The 15,413-nt window shown below is 42.2% G+C and carries 18 protein-coding genes and 3 pseudogenes; 20 read left to right on the top strand and 1 reads right to left on the bottom strand.

Annotated features, from left to right (window positions below; genetic code table 11):
• Positions 1-53: 53 nt before the first annotated feature.
• From PG418_RS16805 to PG418_RS16880, 16 genes and pseudogenes are all read left to right on the top strand, one after another.
• On the top strand, positions 54-317 hold the full coding sequence (locus PG418_RS16805; protein WP_347007232.1) for a type II toxin-antitoxin system prevent-host-death family antitoxin: 264 nt from the start codon (positions 54-56) through the stop codon (positions 315-317).
• Positions 310-648 (top strand): type II toxin-antitoxin system RelE/ParE family toxin, encoded by a 339-nt coding sequence (locus tag PG418_RS16810; RefSeq protein ID WP_227119828.1) that lies wholly within the window; start codon positions 310-312, stop codon positions 646-648. Before PG418_RS16805 ends, PG418_RS16810 begins: the two co-directional genes overlap by 8 nt.
• 295 nt (positions 649-943) lie before the next feature.
• On the top strand, positions 944-1,234 hold the full coding sequence (locus PG418_RS16815) for a hypothetical protein (protein ID WP_498837745.1): 291 nt from the start codon (positions 944-946) through the stop codon (positions 1,232-1,234).
• Positions 1,231-2,043: a class B sortase gene (gene srtB, locus PG418_RS16820; protein WP_498837746.1), complete on the top strand. Its 813-nt coding sequence runs from the start codon at positions 1,231-1,233 to the stop codon at positions 2,041-2,043. The genes PG418_RS16815 and srtB overlap by 4 nt, the downstream gene beginning before the upstream one ends.
• A gap of 189 nt (positions 2,044-2,232) precedes the next feature.
• A complete protein-coding gene (locus tag PG418_RS16825) occupies positions 2,233-2,385 on the top strand; it encodes a hypothetical protein (RefSeq protein WP_195413208.1) in 153 nt (50 codons plus the stop codon).
• 17 nt (positions 2,386-2,402) lie between these two features.
• Positions 2,403-2,678: a hypothetical protein gene (locus tag PG418_RS16830; RefSeq protein WP_347007229.1), complete on the top strand. Its 276-nt coding sequence runs from the start codon at positions 2,403-2,405 to the stop codon at positions 2,676-2,678.
• A gap of 31 nt (positions 2,679-2,709) precedes the next feature.
• Positions 2,710-3,528 carry a metal-dependent transcriptional regulator gene (locus PG418_RS16835; protein WP_498837747.1) on the top strand — a complete coding sequence of 273 codons (819 nt, stop codon included), beginning with the start codon at positions 2,710-2,712 and terminating at the stop codon, positions 3,526-3,528.
• Between the two features lie 19 nt (positions 3,529-3,547).
• Positions 3,548-4,384, top strand: a complete 837-nt coding sequence (locus PG418_RS16840) for a hypothetical protein (protein ID WP_498837748.1) — start codon at positions 3,548-3,550, stop codon at positions 4,382-4,384.
• A gap of 329 nt (positions 4,385-4,713) precedes the next feature.
• Positions 4,714-4,869: pseudogene (locus PG418_RS16845) on the top strand (NEAT domain-containing protein); the annotation flags it as partial.
• Between the two features lie 114 nt (positions 4,870-4,983).
• Positions 4,984-5,118: pseudogene (locus PG418_RS16850) on the top strand (iron chelate uptake ABC transporter family permease subunit); the annotation flags it as partial.
• Positions 5,108-5,674, top strand: a pseudogene (locus PG418_RS16855) (ATP-binding cassette domain-containing protein); the annotation flags it as partial. The pseudogenes PG418_RS16850 and PG418_RS16855, both read left to right, overlap by 11 nt.
• A 38-nt stretch (positions 5,675-5,712) precedes the next feature.
• Positions 5,713-6,117 (top strand): YbaN family protein, encoded by a 405-nt coding sequence (locus tag PG418_RS16860; protein ID WP_498837749.1) that lies wholly within the window; start codon positions 5,713-5,715, stop codon positions 6,115-6,117.
• Between the two features lies 1 nt (position 6,118).
• Positions 6,119-6,457 (top strand): nitrous oxide-stimulated promoter family protein, encoded by a 339-nt coding sequence (locus PG418_RS16865; protein ID WP_175306165.1) that lies wholly within the window; start codon positions 6,119-6,121, stop codon positions 6,455-6,457.
• Positions 6,458-6,467: 10 nt separating this feature from the next.
• Positions 6,468-8,207, top strand: a complete 1,740-nt coding sequence (locus tag PG418_RS16870) for an ABC transporter ATP-binding protein/permease (protein WP_498837750.1) — start codon at positions 6,468-6,470, stop codon at positions 8,205-8,207.
• On the top strand, positions 8,207-10,033 hold the full coding sequence (locus tag PG418_RS16875; RefSeq protein ID WP_498837751.1) for an amino acid ABC transporter ATP-binding/permease protein: 1,827 nt from the start codon (positions 8,207-8,209) through the stop codon (positions 10,031-10,033). Before PG418_RS16870 ends, PG418_RS16875 begins: the two co-directional genes overlap by 1 nt.
• 48 nt (positions 10,034-10,081) lie before the next feature.
• A complete protein-coding gene (locus tag PG418_RS16880; protein WP_498837752.1) occupies positions 10,082-10,489 on the top strand; it encodes a metal-dependent transcriptional regulator in 408 nt (135 codons plus the stop codon).
• 316 nt (positions 10,490-10,805) lie between these two features.
• Here PG418_RS16880 and PG418_RS16885 read toward each other — a convergent pair whose 3' ends face one another.
• On the bottom strand, positions 10,806-11,108 hold the full coding sequence (locus PG418_RS16885; RefSeq protein WP_498837753.1) for a relaxase/mobilization nuclease domain-containing protein: 303 nt from the start codon (positions 11,106-11,108) through the stop codon (positions 10,806-10,808).
• A 245-nt stretch (positions 11,109-11,353) separates the two neighbouring features.
• On the opposite strand from PG418_RS16885, the gene PG418_RS16890 reads away from it, so the two are divergent.
• The 4 genes from PG418_RS16890 (at position 11,354) to PG418_RS16905 (ending at position 15,412) form a co-directional block, all read left to right on the top strand.
• Positions 11,354-12,805, top strand: a complete 1,452-nt coding sequence (locus tag PG418_RS16890; RefSeq protein WP_055157245.1) for an alanine/glycine:cation symporter family protein — start codon at positions 11,354-11,356, stop codon at positions 12,803-12,805.
• A 3-nt stretch (positions 12,806-12,808) separates the two neighbouring features.
• Positions 12,809-14,419 carry an amidohydrolase gene (locus PG418_RS16895; RefSeq protein ID WP_066559186.1) on the top strand — a complete coding sequence of 537 codons (1,611 nt, stop codon included), beginning with the start codon at positions 12,809-12,811 and terminating at the stop codon, positions 14,417-14,419.
• 234 nt (positions 14,420-14,653) lie between these two features.
• Positions 14,654-14,995, top strand: coding sequence for a nucleotidyltransferase domain-containing protein (locus tag PG418_RS16900; RefSeq protein ID WP_215686146.1), 342 nt, complete (start codon positions 14,654-14,656; stop codon positions 14,993-14,995).
• A gap of 27 nt (positions 14,996-15,022) precedes the next feature.
• Complete coding sequence (locus PG418_RS16905) at positions 15,023-15,412, top strand: HEPN domain-containing protein (RefSeq protein ID WP_498837754.1); 390 nt, start codon at positions 15,023-15,025, stop codon at positions 15,410-15,412.
• Position 15,413: the final 1 nt, after the last annotated feature.

The following is a 15,413-nucleotide window of genomic DNA, read 5'->3' on the forward strand; positions in this document are numbered from 1 at the left end:
AATGAAACATAGAAGTTTGTAACTTTTTATAAGTTTTCAGTAACGGAGTTACAATGCCAATAATAAAACCAATTACAGATTTAAGAAATACAAATGAAATATCTGAAATATGTCACAAACAACAGCAACCAGTATTTATTACAAAAAATGGTTATGGAGATTTAGTAGTTATGAGTATGGAAACTTATGAAGAATTACTCAGCACAGATCAGATTGATAAGGCAATTTTTGAAGCAGAACGGGAAGTCGCAGAAGGTGCAGAATTATTAGATGCACGTGAGGCATTGGGAGAACTCAGGAGGAAACATTTTGGATAAATATACCGTAAAAATGTTTCCACAGGCATATAGAGATATTGATAAGATATACGGGCAGGCACTTCTTGTTAGTAATTATGATGATAATGCAATTGCACTGGCAGAAAAACTTGAAAAAGCAATTTTAAGTTTGGAAGAACAGCCATATCGAAGGGCAGAAAGAAAATATGGATTTTATGCTTTTAAAGGATATAGGCAGTTGATTGTAGAAAATTATATTATCATTTATGAAGTGTTCGAAAATGAAAAAGTTGTTGCAGTGGTAACTGTAAAATATGGAAAAAGTGAGTTTTGGAATCAAGAAATCTCACTGAAATATAAAGGGTACTAAAAAACGTCACAATTTGTGGCGTTTTTTTAGTGCAGGAAAAAGGAGACCAAGAGTGTCAGAAATCAGATTTTCATCAAAGGAAAGAAGCTGATATCTTATTTGAAAAAAGAGAAGAACCATTTAATATTTATGAATATTGCAAAAAGTAGTAATTTTTTATACTAAAAAAGACATCATCACCAAATCCAGATACCCCGTCACCATCTTCAAGAACCCAAGAACCGCCGCACCTTATGCCATCTTTTACCAACCAGCCGAAAAAACAACTTTCATGGAAGTTCAGGCAGAGCCGGACATGATAGGCAACTACATCGAAATGTACCACCTTGCTCCGGCAAAGCACATGGATCAGAAGCACTGGTTGGCAGTTCCGCTGGACGGTTCTGTCAGTGATTCAAAAGTCCTGGATCTGCTCGATATGAGTTACGACCTCGTAGACGAACAGGCAGAAGCAGATAGCCAGACAGAAGCAGATAGGCAACAGACAGTACAACAGAAGAAAAAGATTGACAATTCCAAGCACACATTCCATAATGACGATAGTGGTTCGAGAGAACTAACAGGAAAAATGGGAGAGACAACATGAAGAAAAAAAGCTCATACCGATGGCTGATATGGATCATTTTGGCAGTGGTTTTAATCGGGGTAGCGCTTTGGAATATCCTGCCCCCATACATCGACCGATGGAAATCTGCCAGAGATTATGACAAACTTGCCGAAGAGTATGTAAATGATGAGTCCGAACCAGATGATGGAAAACAGAAGAAAAAAGACTGGTGGGCTACAGATGTAAAAGTAGAATTTGACAAGCTGAAAGCCGAGAATCCAGATGTCATCGGATGGATAAGATTTGATAATCAGGACGAACTTGGCATCAATTATCCAATTCTGTATTCAGGTGACAATCAGAAATATCTGAGAACCGACTTGCATGGCAACAGCCACATCGCAGGGTGTATCTTTTTGGAAGACCTTAACAAATCTGATTTTTCGGATTATTACAACATTATCTGCGGTCACAATATGAATGACGGAAGCATGTTCGGGAGCCTGAAAAAATATAAGGATGACGGATTCTGGAAAGAGAATCAATACTTCACTGTATATTCCGAGACAACTGCCTACCGTTATCGAATCTTCTCTTATGAAGATGCAGTCAATGGCGGTGATGTGTACAAAGTAGGATACCAGCCGGGTGAAGAGTATCAGAAATTTATCGACCAGATGATAAAAGATTCCGATGTTGATACAGGAGTAAAGCCGCAGACCAGTAATAAGATACTGACACTTTCTACCTGTACAGGGAACGGATACAGCAAGCGGCTTGCCATCCATGCAGTCTGTGTTGACGCACAGACTACGGATGAGTCAAAATTAAAGGAAACAGGAAATTAAGAGTGAAAATATCCAAAAGTATGTGAAAAAAGAAATAAAAACATATTTTTGGATATTTTTATATGGAATTATAATGTTGTAGTGGAAAATGCATTGACAAACCTGAAAAAAGGACAATATAATTAAAATTACATAGTTTGAGCAAACTAACCAAAGCGTAATCGGTAAACAAAACAGAGGAAAAAAGTAATGGAAACAAAGAAAGTGGCAAAAGAATACCTGCAAAAAGATATTCTGCGGACGATTTTTCAGATGTGGTATTCCTTTTACACCACAGAGATTGGAAAAGAGAGAAAAGCAGCTATCGAAGATATGCGGTTTGAACGGGCTGGCTGTACATAGAGCCTTGGGAGATTTGGTTGGAACTAACGGAGCATCCGGAAAATGAGGATGACAGAATAATCTGGTATCAGAACATGCATGGAATCTGGAAGAAGGCAGAAGTAAATGATCACAGTATCAAAATTCCTGCCACAGCATTTCACATAGAGTACGAACAGCAGTGGTTGAGTGAAACACACTTTACCTGTAATCTGGGATTTGTCGCAGAGAAAAAGAAAGGCTCCAAGAAAAAACGATATGCTTACTGGATGGAAGGCTTTTGCAGAAAATACCGGATATCGTGTAGCGGATGAATATATAAAAAAGACAGGTGGGAAAGGTAAAATGGTAAAGAAGATTGAAAACAGAAATATTGATGTGACAAAAGCCAGAGGCGAATTAGAAGAAAATCTTCTGGAATATGTCTACCGGACATGGAGGCAGGGCAGACAGATCACATCGAAAGAGTATGCCAGAGAAGTGAACATAACCGGATATGAAGCGGCAGGCCTGGTGCGGAGTCTGGTGAAAAAAGGATTTTTGTGTGAGCCGGAAAACGGACATCTGGAACTGAGCGATAAGGGAAAACTGGAAGGTATGGAGTGCCTTGCACGCCATGAGAAACTGACACAGTTCTTCCAGATGGTAAGCGGAATGGATCAGCAGAGGGCGCAGGAAGATGCCTGTAGAGTGGAACATTATATCAGTCCGGAAGGATTAAAAGGAATTGAAAACTTTCTGCAGTACGGTGACGTATACGATCGAATTTATGACGATATGGACTTGTATACCTTTTATGAGGATGGCGATTTCCCGATGGCATTCGGACTGTATGAACCGGAGCGACGCAATCCGAGATTCCTTGCAACAGAGTATGAGAAACTGGAACACTCCGTCATATTGAGAGTGAAAAAGTCCCAGAACTGCTTCCGGCTCAAGACAAAAAAAGATGAATCTATCGGATGTGTATGGTACAGAAGAGACGAAGAATGGATACAGGCGAAAGAAGAAAAAGGTGTTTATCAGTTGCCGACAGACATCTTTACCTATACTGCGAATACAGGAATTCCGGTCACAGAAGCAGTGGCAATTATTGCGATTACCCGTTTTGAACAGAAGCCATTGCCAATCGATTATCGGGAATTGAATATTCATGTATGGTGACGAAGAGAGGACAAAGAAAATGGAAAAAGGTGAACATCTAAAGAGACAGAACAGACCTACAATGCTGCAACTGCAATATTTACAAGGTCTGTCAAAAGTAGAAAAGAAACGTGGAGCTCAGGGAAGTATCGCAGAATATTATGGCGTGAACCGTTCAACGGTGAACCGCTATTTTAAGAACTGCATAGAAAGAGGAATTCTGACAGAATCACTGGAATTTACTCCTGCAGGAGAAGAATGGCTGGAACGATATTCCAACCTGTATGAGAATCTTGAAAAATATCTGGAAGAAATCGGTGCAAAACCGGAAGAAATCGAGGAATCACTGGATGTTATGGTGGAGAATATCGACATCCACATGCTGGAACTGATGATTAACGCCTATGCAGAGAAAAAATCAGTATACAAGAAAAAAGAGAATGAACTGGATCAGGAGATACAGCACAATTTGCAGAAATGTGAAAGGCATCCGGTAGTGTTCCGGCTTTACCGGATGAATAAAAAGCAGGGGCAGGGAAGAGACTCTATGGCGATGAGAGGATTTGAAGATATAGCCGAAATCGTTCAGGAGAATGGAGAAAGCTATCTGGAATTAAAGCTGAAAGAGATGGCTGCACACTCCAGAGTGAACGGTGAAATGATGGCTGGAAAACTGAAAACATTAAAGTATGAGCATAATGAAGTTTTGGAAGAAGCAAGAATAGAGAATAATATTGTGAAAATCCCGATGGAAGCGTGTAGAATCCACCGATGGACGGGAATCGGCACAATGGGAATTGTACCAGTCACCGTTACCTGTAGCGTAGGACCGGTTCACATGCCGGAAAGCACTGCACTATTATATTTTTGGGTATAAATGAAAAATGAGAAAAATTATCATTTGCGCATACCATGTAACAAAATAAGAAAAAATTTCAATAAGGTGCTGTTGTTGATAAAATGCTATCAATAACAGCACTTTTGCGTCTGTTGTTGTCTGAATAGCAACAAAATCAAAGGAAATAACGGCTCATTTGTTGCAATTCAGGCAACAAACTTGTGCGAAAATGGTGTTGACATCAGATGGCAAATTATGGTATCTTTCAGACATGGAGTTAGGAACGAGTAACCGGAAATATTCTCATAGAACTCTAAACATCATAACTAAAGATTTATTAGCAAAAAGCTAATGGAAATAATAGTGGATTGAATATCAGCAATCTTGCAGATGGTGTATATTCTATTACCGGAAATATGGTGAAAGTTGATAAAACAACAGCTTCTATGTCGGATGCAGCGATTGATCATACTATTAAATTGACTGTAAAGAATGGTAAATATTATATTACTTTGAACTTCAATGGTTTGACGGTGGGACAGAAACTTGGATATTTAAGTCAGCTGAAATATTTCACAACAAGTTATACACTTGATAAGTATGGAAATCCGCATGGAACACTTGCTGATGTTACAGTTACATTCCTGTTGGCAGATACCATCGGAAGAACGATAGCCGCTCCGTATGAGGTATCTGCATTCATCATTATGAGTGTGGTCGGAGGCCCATTCTTCATCATTCTGTTAAGGAGGTCTAAGAAGTATGGGAAGTAAAGAAAAGAATATGGATTTGACTTCTATACAGGGTGAAGCGGTTCTGAACGATGTGCTTCAGGACAACTCGACAGATAAAGTTTCTGAAAAAAATCATTTGGAGAAAAAGAGTTCAGCGAAGACTGTTTCAAAAAAAGATAAGTGGGCAGACAAGCCTGCGATGGAAGTCAGAGACCTGCATTTTTCCTATGGAAAAAATAAAGTCTTAAAGGGCGTATCCCTGAAGATTGAAGAAGGTAAAATAACAACGATTATGGGAGCAAACGGATGAGGTAAGTCCACATTGTTTTCTCTGATGACAAAGAACCTCTATCTGAGAAAGGGAAACATTTTCCTCAAGGGTAAAAACATCCAGAACCTGAACTTAAAAGAATTCGCCAGAAAGGTTGCGATTGTTCAGCAGTATAACAGTGCATCAGACGATATCACTGTTGAGAATCTGGTGGCATTCGGGAGAACCCCTCATAAGAAAATGATGCAGGGAGACAGTGCCGAAGATGAGCGTATGATCCAGTGGGCATTGGAAGTAACCAATCTGACAGAATATCGTGACAAGGGTTGATGGCAGAGAATTTGTATTGGCGGTGTAAGAAGATGAAAAATCCTTTAAAAGTAGTATGGATCGTGCTTGGATTTCTTTGCCTGGGACTTGGTACGATAGGAATTGTACTTCCTATCCTGCCAACCGTTCCGTTTTATATGGCAACACTGCTTTGCTTTGCAAAGAGTTCTAAGAAGCTGCACGACTGGTTCGTAGGAACAAATTTATATAAGAAACATCTGGACAGTTTTGTTCAGAAAAGAGCCATGACAATGGGAACAAAATGCAAGATTATCGGAATGGTAACGGTAGTCATGGCAATCGGCTTTATCTGCATGAAGAATGTACCAATCGGAAGAATCTGTATCGCAGTTGTGTGGGTATGCCACCTGTTATACTTCTTCTTAAGAGTTAAGACAGAAAAGCCTGAAGCTGAAATGGCAGAAAGCGTAGAGTAAGATGGACAAAGTAGAAAAGAAACGGCAGAAAGAACAGTATGTCGTGGAAGAGATGATCCGGCTGTATTGCCGAAAAAAACATCCGAAAGAAAAAAGACAGGAAGGGCAGATGTGTCCTGACTGTCAAAGACTTTCGGATTATGCAAAACAAAGAAGTCAAAAGTGTCCATTTATGGAAGAAAAGACGTTTTGTGCGAATTGTAAGGTACATTGTTATAAGCCGGAGATGAGAGAACAGATCAGGCAGGTTATGCGGTTTTCAGGACCAAGGATGCTGTTGTATCATCCGGTGCTTGCTATCTGGCATCTGGTGTGTAGCAACAAAGAGAAGAAAAAGTAAGGAGTTACTTATGATTAAAACAAGACTGGTGGGGCTGTTGTCCCACGCAAAAAAGTATATCGTGTATACGATTTTGTGGCAGTGGGCAGCCCTCCTGTCGCAGGTATTGGCAGTCTTTTCTATCGCAGATTTACTGGAACGGGTAGTATACCGGGCAGTAACCGTACCGATCATTGAGCGGACAATATTGATTTTAGTTCTGGTTGTGGTGATCCGATTTATCTGTGAACGGATGGGAGCAAAGTCTTCCTATCTGACGTGTGTGGATGTAAAGCGGATTCTGCGTGAAAAGATTTATGAGAAAATGTTAAAGCTGGGAGCTTCCTACAGTGAGCAGGTATCCTCTTCGGAGGTCGTACAGGTGGTGGCAGAGGGTGTGGAGCAGTTGGAAACATACTTTGGAAAATATCTTCCACAATTATTTTACAGCCTGATCGCACCACTGACCTTATTTATCATTCTTTGCAGAGTGAGCCTGAAAGCGAGTGTGATCCTGCTGATCTGTGTACCGCTGATCCCGATTTCTATCGTGGTGGTACAGAAGATTGCAAAGAAATTACTGAATAAGTATTGGAGCATCTATACTGGACTGGGAGATTCGTTCCTTGAAAATTTACAGGGACTTACCACACTGAAGATTTATCAGGCAGACCAGCAGAAAGCAGATGAGATGGATGTGGAATCCCAGAATTTCCGTAAGATTACGATGAAGGTGCTGACCATGCAGCTCAATTCCACAAGCGTGATGGATATTGTTGCCTATGGTGGAGCTGCGATCGGTATGGCAGTCGCGGTGTCCGAATTCTTAAAAGGAAATATCAGTGTGGCAGGAACGTTATGTATCGTTCTGCTTGCCAGCGAGTTTTTCCTGCCGCTCAGACTGCTTGGTTCATTCTTCCATATCGCAATGAATGGTATGGCAGCGAGTGATAAGAGTTTCAAGATTTTAGATCTGCCGGAACCACAGGCCGGAGAAAAAACACTGCCGGATGGAGCGTTAGATGTTACATTAAAAGATGTGCACTTTTCTTATGAAGAGGACAGAGAGATTTTAAAAGGAATAGGCTTAAATCTTCCGGCAGGAAGTTTTGTATCACTGGTTGGTGAATCCGGATGTGGTAAGAGTACGATTGCCGGAATCCTTGCAGTAAAGAACCGGGGATATAACGGAGAAATCACCATCGGTGGCGTACCGCTTAATGAAGTGAATGAAACCAATCTGATGCAGAGGGTTGTTCTGGTTCGCCATAACAGCTACCTGTTCAAAGGTACAGTAGAAGAAAATCTGAAGATGGCAAAACCGGACGCAACGAAAGAAGAGATGGAAGCAGTTCTTCAGAAAGTGAATCTCTTAGGGTTCTTACAGACACAGGATGGCTTGCAGACACAGTTGCTGGAAAAAGCAAGCAACCTGTCCGGCGGTCAGTGCCAGAGACTGGTGATTGCCAGAGCATTGCTTCGGACAGACAGTGCAGTTTATATTTTTGATGAAGCTGCATCCAATATCGATGTGGAAAGTGAAGAACTGATCATGAATGTGATTCACGAACTGGCAAAAACAAAGACGGTGCTTCTGATTTCCCACAGACTGGCAAATGTCGTGAAGTCTGACAAGATTTATTTCTTAAAAGACGGAGAAATCAAAGAAAGCGGAAAGCATGACGAACTGATGAGCCGGAATGGTGCATACAGACATCTGTATGAAAGCCAGATGGCACTGGAAAACTATGGAAAAGGAGGAGTGGCATAATGAGTGAAAATACGAATACAACAAAACGCAGAAGTGCCCTCCAGATCATGGGAAGTCTGATTGGTCTGGTAAAACCCCTGCTCCATATCATGCTGGCAGCAATCATCCTTGGAACATTGGGTTATTTATGTGCAATCTTCCTGACGATACTGACAGGACAGGTCATCGTGCATGGTCTTCTGACAGGAGTAGCCGGAATGATTGTTCCGGTGGACAATATGTGGCTGGTATTTACTCCAGTAAAAACGATTATCACAGTCATGATCGTAATTGCAGTGCTTCGTGGAATCCTGCATTATGTGGAACAGTATTGTAATCATTTTATCGCATTTAAGCTGTTGGCAATCATCCGCCATAAAGTGTTTGCAGCACTGAGAAAGCTCTGCCCTGCAAAACTGGAAGGACGAGATAAGGGAAATCTGATCTCGATTATTACAACTGATATTGAATTACTGGAAGTGTTCTATGCACATACCATTTCTCCGATTGCGATTGCTACACTGACCTCGATTATTATGGTGATTTTTATTGGAAGATATCACTGGATGGCAGGAGTGCTTACACTGGCAGCTTATCTGATTGTCGGTGTAGCCATCCCGATGTGGAATGGAAAACGTGGCAGTCAGAAGGGAATGGAATTTCGGACAAACTTCGGAGAACTGAACAGCTTTGTTCTGGACTCTTTACGAGGATTGGACGAGACCATCCAGTACGGACAGGGTGAAAAGAGAAAAGAGCAGATGTCTGAGCGTTCCAAAAATCTTGCAGGAATGCAGGAGTCATTAAGCAAAATGGAAGGCTCACAGCGTTCCTTTACGAACATGGTTATCCTGCTTGCATCTTTTGGAATGCTTGCACTGACGATCTGGCTGTACGACAAAGGTGCGATGGGATTCGAGGGAATCTTAACCTGTACCATTGCAATGATGGGTTCTTTCGGACCGGTCGTAGCATTATCAAGCCTTTCCAACAACCTGAACCAGACACTGGCAAGTGGTGAGCGTGTTCTTTCTCTTCTGGAAGAGACACCGCTTGTGGAAGAAATTCCGGGTGACGTGGAAACTTCCGGTGCAGAGAGCATGGAACATGAATTTACAGGAGCAGAGGCAGAGAACGTAACATTTGCTTACAAGATGAATGGCTCCGAAGGAGACAGACAAGGGGAGCCCGCTAGGGCGGGAAGGTGCCCTGGGGCAGAGGACGGCCTGGGTTATGATAATGAAGTTATTTTAGATAACTATTCACTGAAATTACAGCCTGGTAAGATCACAGGGATTCATGGTGCGAGCGGTTCCGGAAAATCTACGCTCTTAAAACTGCTGATGCGGTTCTGGGATGTGCAGAACGGAAGCGTATCGGTAGACGGTACAGATGTCCGCAAGATTCCAACCAAGCATTTAAGAGATATGGAAAGTTATGTCACACAGGAAACGCACCTGTTCCATGATTCCATTGCAAACAACATTGCCATTGCAAAGCCGGGAGCATCCAGAGAAGAGATTATGGAAGCCGCAAAGAAAGCGTCTATCCACGATTTCATAATGACACTTCCGAAAGGATATGATACAGAAGTCGGAGAACTGGGTGACACGCTGTCCGGCGGTGAGAAACAGAGAATCGGAATTGCAAGAGTATTTCTCCATGAATGCCCCCTCATTCTACTCGATGAGCCTACATCGAACCTCGACTCTTTAAATGAGGGAATTATCTTAAAATCATTGAAAGAATCGGTCAAGAAGAAAACAGTTGTCCTGGTATCCCACAGAGTATCCACAATGAACGTGGCAGATGCGGTATATGAAATGGAGAACGGCAGAATTTCTTAACAGCAGGAATGGAGAAGAAATACTTTCCGAAAGGGGAGAAGGTAGTAGATGAAACTTGGAGAATCCAGAGAAGATTATCTGGAAGCGATGTATATCTTGAAACGTCAGAAAGGATATGTCCGTAATTTTCTGCTTTGTAATTATCTGAACTATTCCAAAGCAAGTGTTTCAGTTGCAATATGTGGATTGGTGGCAGAAGGATATGTAATAAAAGATGAACATGGCTATGTTGAACTGACGGCGGAAGGGAAAAAGATTGCTAAAAAGGTTTATGCAAGGCATTTGCTTTTGGAAGAATTCTTAGAACTGATAGGAGTATCTCCGGAAACTGCAAATCACGATGCATGCCGGATGGAACATACAATCAGTGAAGAATCTTTTCAGAAGATTCAGGAGCTGGTGAAGAAGATAAAAAAGGAAAATGCATCGAATGAACAAATGCAATTAACGAATTAAATCAAAAACAGGAAAGGCGGTGGAGAAATTTCACTGCCTTTTCTGTTTTGAAAATGAAGTAACGTAAGAAAAGGGATACAAAAAAAGTATTGATTGTTGCGGATGAGGTAGATAAGTGGAGTCGGCTTTGTGAAGGGTTACAAAATGAGTGGGAATGTACGACCGTTAATCTGGATGCATTTGAAAAATTCCATACCATAGCGGTTTATGACGCAGTATTGATAAGAGAAAAGCAGAAGAATAGACATTTCGTTACGAATCTTAGTACGAATTTTTGGCTGATAATGATCATAGTAAAAGTCACAAATGGAGGGATTTACCATGAATGCAGAAAAAGGACATTCGCAATCCGCTGACAATAGTCAGCTACTTGCTCATAAAAGCAGCCCGCAGGGCGGACATGCCGGATGATCCCCATACCACAACGGTATGATTGTAGAACAAATTTAACATGGTCTCTGATAGCATAGAAATTATGCATATCACAGTTATAGAGCATACCATTAGTCAAATCTATTGTATTTACAAGAATATGGACGTGAAGATGACTGTTATTTTCATGAATCGAAAAGATAACCTGGTACTGAGCATTAAAAAACTCAAACGGAAAAAGTAGCAATTCCTCCGGAACTGTGATATACTGTGATCGTTTGGAAGATTAGTGGACTGAAATGTAAGATCCCCAGAGCATGAAGTATAAAGAGGGCAGAAACGGGGCTCGCAGATATATGGCAGAAGAGCTGTATGTCGAGAACACCGGGTATCCGTATCTGACTTCATGTTCTGGGGATTTTTTATATTCTGTACGCGGATTTTCCGAATGTATGCAAAAGAAAAACAATAAAAAGGATAGGAGAGGAAAAGATGTTTGAATTATTTGAAAATCTGACCAATTGGCTCTGGGGACTGCCGCTGCTGATCACGATTCTCGCTACAGGCGTATATCTGACAGTACGTTCCGGTTTCTTCCAGTTCCGCCATTTTGGTTACATTGTGAAAAACATGTTCAGTAAAGAACGCCGTCAGGAAGGCGGAGACGACGGAAAGAGCCTGACACCGTTCCAGGCTATTTCTATTGCGATCGGCGGTACTGTTGGAGTATCCAACATGTCCGGTGTTGCAACAGCCATTGCAACAGGAGGACCTGGTGCATTATTCTGGCTCTGGATCGCGGCGCTTCTTGCTATGGTCATCAAGATGGCAGAGGTAACACTTGCTGTGTACTACAGAGAAAAACAGCCAAACGGTGAGTACCAGGGAGGCCCGACCTACTACATGCAGAAGGGTCTTGGCGGAGAGAAAAAGCTTCCCTTCTGGAAACTTTTTGCAGTACTGTTCGGCGGCTGTATTTTTATGACATGGTTCATCACCTTACAGAATTATACAGTATCAGAGGCTGTCGGAAGTACCTTCCACCTGCCGTACATCGTGCCGTCACTTCTGTATGTGGCAGCGATCTACCTGATCATCATTGGCGGTGTAAAGAAAGTCGGTGTGATCTCTTCCTATATGACACCGATCATGTGCATGCTTTACATTGTAGGATCTCTTGCAATACTGGTAGTGAATTTTGACAAGCTGCCGGAAACCTTTGGACTGATCTTCAAGGGTGCATTTACAACACAGGCAGCAGTCGGCGGATTTATGGGAGCCGGTGTTGCAACAGCTATGCGTCTTGGATTTGCCCGTTCTGTATACAGCAACGAGGCAGGCTGGGGAACCTCACCTATGATCCATGCTTCCGCAAAAACAGACCATCCTGTAAAACAGGGACTGATGGGAGCATTTGAGGTATTTGCAGACACCATCGTAGTCTGCTCCATGACAGGTCTTGTTGTTATCACCACAGGCTACTGGAATTCAGGACTTCAGGGATCAGAGCTGACACTGACAGCATTTGAGTCCGGAATGGGCTCTGTTGCGAGAGCACTGATCGCGATCAGTATTTTCCTTTTCGGACTGACAACATCAACCGGATGGTTCACCTATTACAGCGTGATCCTGAAGCACTGGCTGAAAAACAATCAGAAGGTTCTGAAGATCGCAGAGAAGGTTTTTATCCTTGGAACGCCATTATGGGGTCTTCTGGTCACAGTGCTTACTCTTTACGGAAACGGAACACCGGCACAGCTGTGGGTAATTGCAGACTTTACAACCGTATTCCCTACATTTGTAAATGTTGCCACATTATTTATCTTAAGTGGTACCTTCTTTAAGCTGCTGAAGGATTATAAGGCGCGTTACATGGGAATCGGAAAAGTAGACAAGGATATGGCACTTTTCTACGAGGATAAAAAAGAAAAAGAGGAAAAATAAACAGTGGATACGATTTTTTTTAACGGATGTATAAGAACACTGGATAACAGTGAAAAAGTGGCAGAGGCTGTGGGAATCGAAAATGGCCGGATCGTTTTTGTGGGAACTGATAAAGAAGCGGAAGCTTTTTCCTGCAAAAAACGGATTGACCTTAAGGGAAGGCTGATGCTGCCCGGTTTTGTGGATACACATATGCATATGTTGCATTATGCATTTGTGGAAAGATCTGTGAAACTGTTTGACTGCACAAGTGTTGAGGAAATGCTTGCTGCAGCAAAAAAAAGACTGGAGGAGAGTAAAGGTCAGAAGCTGACCTGGCTCTACTGCAGAGGCTGGAATGAGGAGCATTTTGATAAGCCGCGCTATCCGCATAAGGATGAGCTGGATGCACTCTCAACGGAAATCCCCATCATTATGGTGCGTGTCTGCGGGCATGTGGCTGTGTGCAACAGCTGTGGTCTGGAGCTTCTGAAAAAAATCCCGGAGTTTCCGGAGATTGAGAAGGAGGTTGATCTGGATACCGGACTTCTGAAGGAGAATGCAGTACAGTTTTATTCTTCCGTATTGGAAGCACCATCCCAGGAAGAAGTGGAAGGCTACATCAGATACAGTGCGAAGAAGCTGAATGAATGTGGATTTACAGGTGTACAGTCCGATGATCTTGCCTCCCTTCCGGGAAAAAACTGGCGTCGGATCATGGCCTCCTACAAGGCACTGGATGCCAGAGGAGAGCTGAGTATCCGCCATTATGAGCAGTGCCTTTTTGAGCGGGCGGAGGATGCGAAGGCTTTTATCGAGGAAGGATATCGTACCGGGCAGAGGGGAGATCACTTTACTGTTGGACCGATGAAGCTGATCCAGGATGGTTCCCTTGGTGCAAGAACAGCGGCCATGAATGAGCCTTACGAGGATTCGCCGGAAAATACCGGGATCATCACATTCAGTCAGGATGAGCTTGACGATCTGTTTGCTTTTTTTGACCGGCATCAGATGCAGGCGGCGGTACACTGTATAGGCGATCGTGCCATGGATATGGTCATTGAGGCAGCTGCGAAATCTCCTTACCGGAAGGATAACAAAAAGGGCAGACATGGTATCGTGCATTGCCAGATCACCAATCCGCGTATTTTGCAGGGGATGAAAGACCAGGATCTGCTGGCATATATCCAGCCGGTATTTATCGATCTGGATATGAACACAGTGGAACCTGCCATCGGCGCACAACGTATGGATAAGGTGTATGCATGGAAGAGTATGCTGGATATGGGAATCCATACGTCCGGCGGCTCGGATGCTCCTGTGGTAAGCTTTGATGCAATGGAGAATATTTATTTTGCAGTTACCCGCAAAAATATCAGCGGTCAGCCACAGGAAGGCTGGATCCCATCCGAAAAAATATCCGTAGACGAAGCGGTGAAGCTTTTTACAAAAAACGCAGCTTACGCTTCCTATACAGAAGACGAGAACGGAACCATCGAAGTGGGAAAAAATGCGGACTTCGTAGTTCTCGAGAAGAATATCTATGAGATCGACCCGGATGAGATCAAGGCCACGAAAGTGGATATGACAGTTCTTGGCGGTGAGATCGTTTATGAGAGAGAAGTAGAAGAATAGCGGCAGTATAAAAAGAAAAAAGTGAGAGGCAGAGTCTGAGTGGAGCAGGCTCTGCTTTTTTTTGATTTCAGTAAAAATATAGAACAAGATGTATACCATAACGGTGAACAAAATTCGTCGAAGAAAGCAGTAACATTGTTACATGGAAAATATTGATTGAGAAACGAGGGTAAACTGGTTATAATAAAATCAAGAAATTTATAGTATTATCAGCAGAAAATGAGGTGATGATGTATGCCAAAGATTATGCAGGATTTAATTAAACAGTATGTGGAAGCGGTCAAGAAGATTTATGGTTCCCATGTACGCCAGATAATCCTTTATGGTTCTTATGCAAGGGGGGACTTCCGCCCGGATTCTGATGTAGACATTATGATCCTGGTGGATATATCAGATCTGAAATTAAAGGCATATGCACAACAGCTCTCGTACATGACCTATGACTTTAATATGGATCATGACACGGACATAAAGCCTATTGCAAAAAGTGAAGCACATTTTAACAAGTGGATTGTGAACTATCTATTTTATTCCAATATTCATAAAGAAGGGGTAGTTTTGTATGGAGCAGCATGATCAGGAATCGGTACTAGGCGGGATCTGGTGTTATATCGTCGGGAAACAGCCCGAAATGATCTGAAATCAGCAAGAGCATTATTTTTTATTGAAGATTATAAAGGAGCTAATAACAGAGCGTACTATTCCATCTTTCATGCAATTAATGCAGTACATGCAGTCAGCGGTAAAGCATATAAAAGACATAAAGATGCTGTGGCAAACTTCAATAAGGATTATGTGAAGACGTCTGTGTTTCCAAGGGAAATGGGAAGGAAAATCGGTCAGGCAGAAGAGATTCGCCATGCCAGCGATTATGATGATTTTTATATTGCAAGTAAAGAAGAATCAGAACGGCAGATTTCAGTTGTAGATGAATTTATAATTCTGGCAGAAAAATATTGTCTGGAACAGCTTGAAGAACAAAAGGAATACTGAA

Origin of the sequence: Bariatricus sp. TF06-38A (genome assembly GCF_027690675.1) — a bacterium.
Lineage (GTDB): Bacteria > Bacillota > Clostridia > Lachnospirales > Lachnospiraceae > Allocoprococcus > Allocoprococcus comes.

Bases quoted from the DNA above. Each gene is read 5' to 3' on its own strand.
- PG418_RS16805 (WP_347007232.1), top strand. From the start codon at position 54: ATGCCAATAATAAAACCAATTACAGATTTAAGAAATACAAATGAAATA.
- PG418_RS16815 (WP_498837745.1), top strand. From the start codon at position 944: ATGATAGGCAACTACATCGAAATGTACCACCTTGCTCCGGCAAAGCAC.
- srtB (WP_498837746.1), top strand. From the start codon at position 1,231: ATGAAGAAAAAAAGCTCATACCGATGGCTGATATGGATCATTTTGGCA.
- PG418_RS16825 (WP_195413208.1), top strand. From the start codon at position 2,233: ATGGAAACAAAGAAAGTGGCAAAAGAATACCTGCAAAAAGATATTCTG.
- PG418_RS16835 (WP_498837747.1), top strand. From the start codon at position 2,710: ATGGTAAAGAAGATTGAAAACAGAAATATTGATGTGACAAAAGCCAGA.
- PG418_RS16840 (WP_498837748.1), top strand. From the start codon at position 3,548: ATGGAAAAAGGTGAACATCTAAAGAGACAGAACAGACCTACAATGCTG.
- PG418_RS16860 (WP_498837749.1), top strand. From the start codon at position 5,713: ATGAAAAATCCTTTAAAAGTAGTATGGATCGTGCTTGGATTTCTTTGC.
- PG418_RS16865 (WP_175306165.1), top strand. From the start codon at position 6,119: ATGGACAAAGTAGAAAAGAAACGGCAGAAAGAACAGTATGTCGTGGAA.
- PG418_RS16870 (WP_498837750.1), top strand. From the start codon at position 6,468: ATGATTAAAACAAGACTGGTGGGGCTGTTGTCCCACGCAAAAAAGTAT.
- PG418_RS16875 (WP_498837751.1), top strand. From the start codon at position 8,207: ATGAGTGAAAATACGAATACAACAAAACGCAGAAGTGCCCTCCAGATC.
- PG418_RS16880 (WP_498837752.1), top strand. From the start codon at position 10,082: ATGAAACTTGGAGAATCCAGAGAAGATTATCTGGAAGCGATGTATATC.
- PG418_RS16890 (WP_055157245.1), top strand. From the start codon at position 11,354: ATGTTTGAATTATTTGAAAATCTGACCAATTGGCTCTGGGGACTGCCG.
- PG418_RS16900 (WP_215686146.1), top strand. From the start codon at position 14,654: ATGCCAAAGATTATGCAGGATTTAATTAAACAGTATGTGGAAGCGGTC.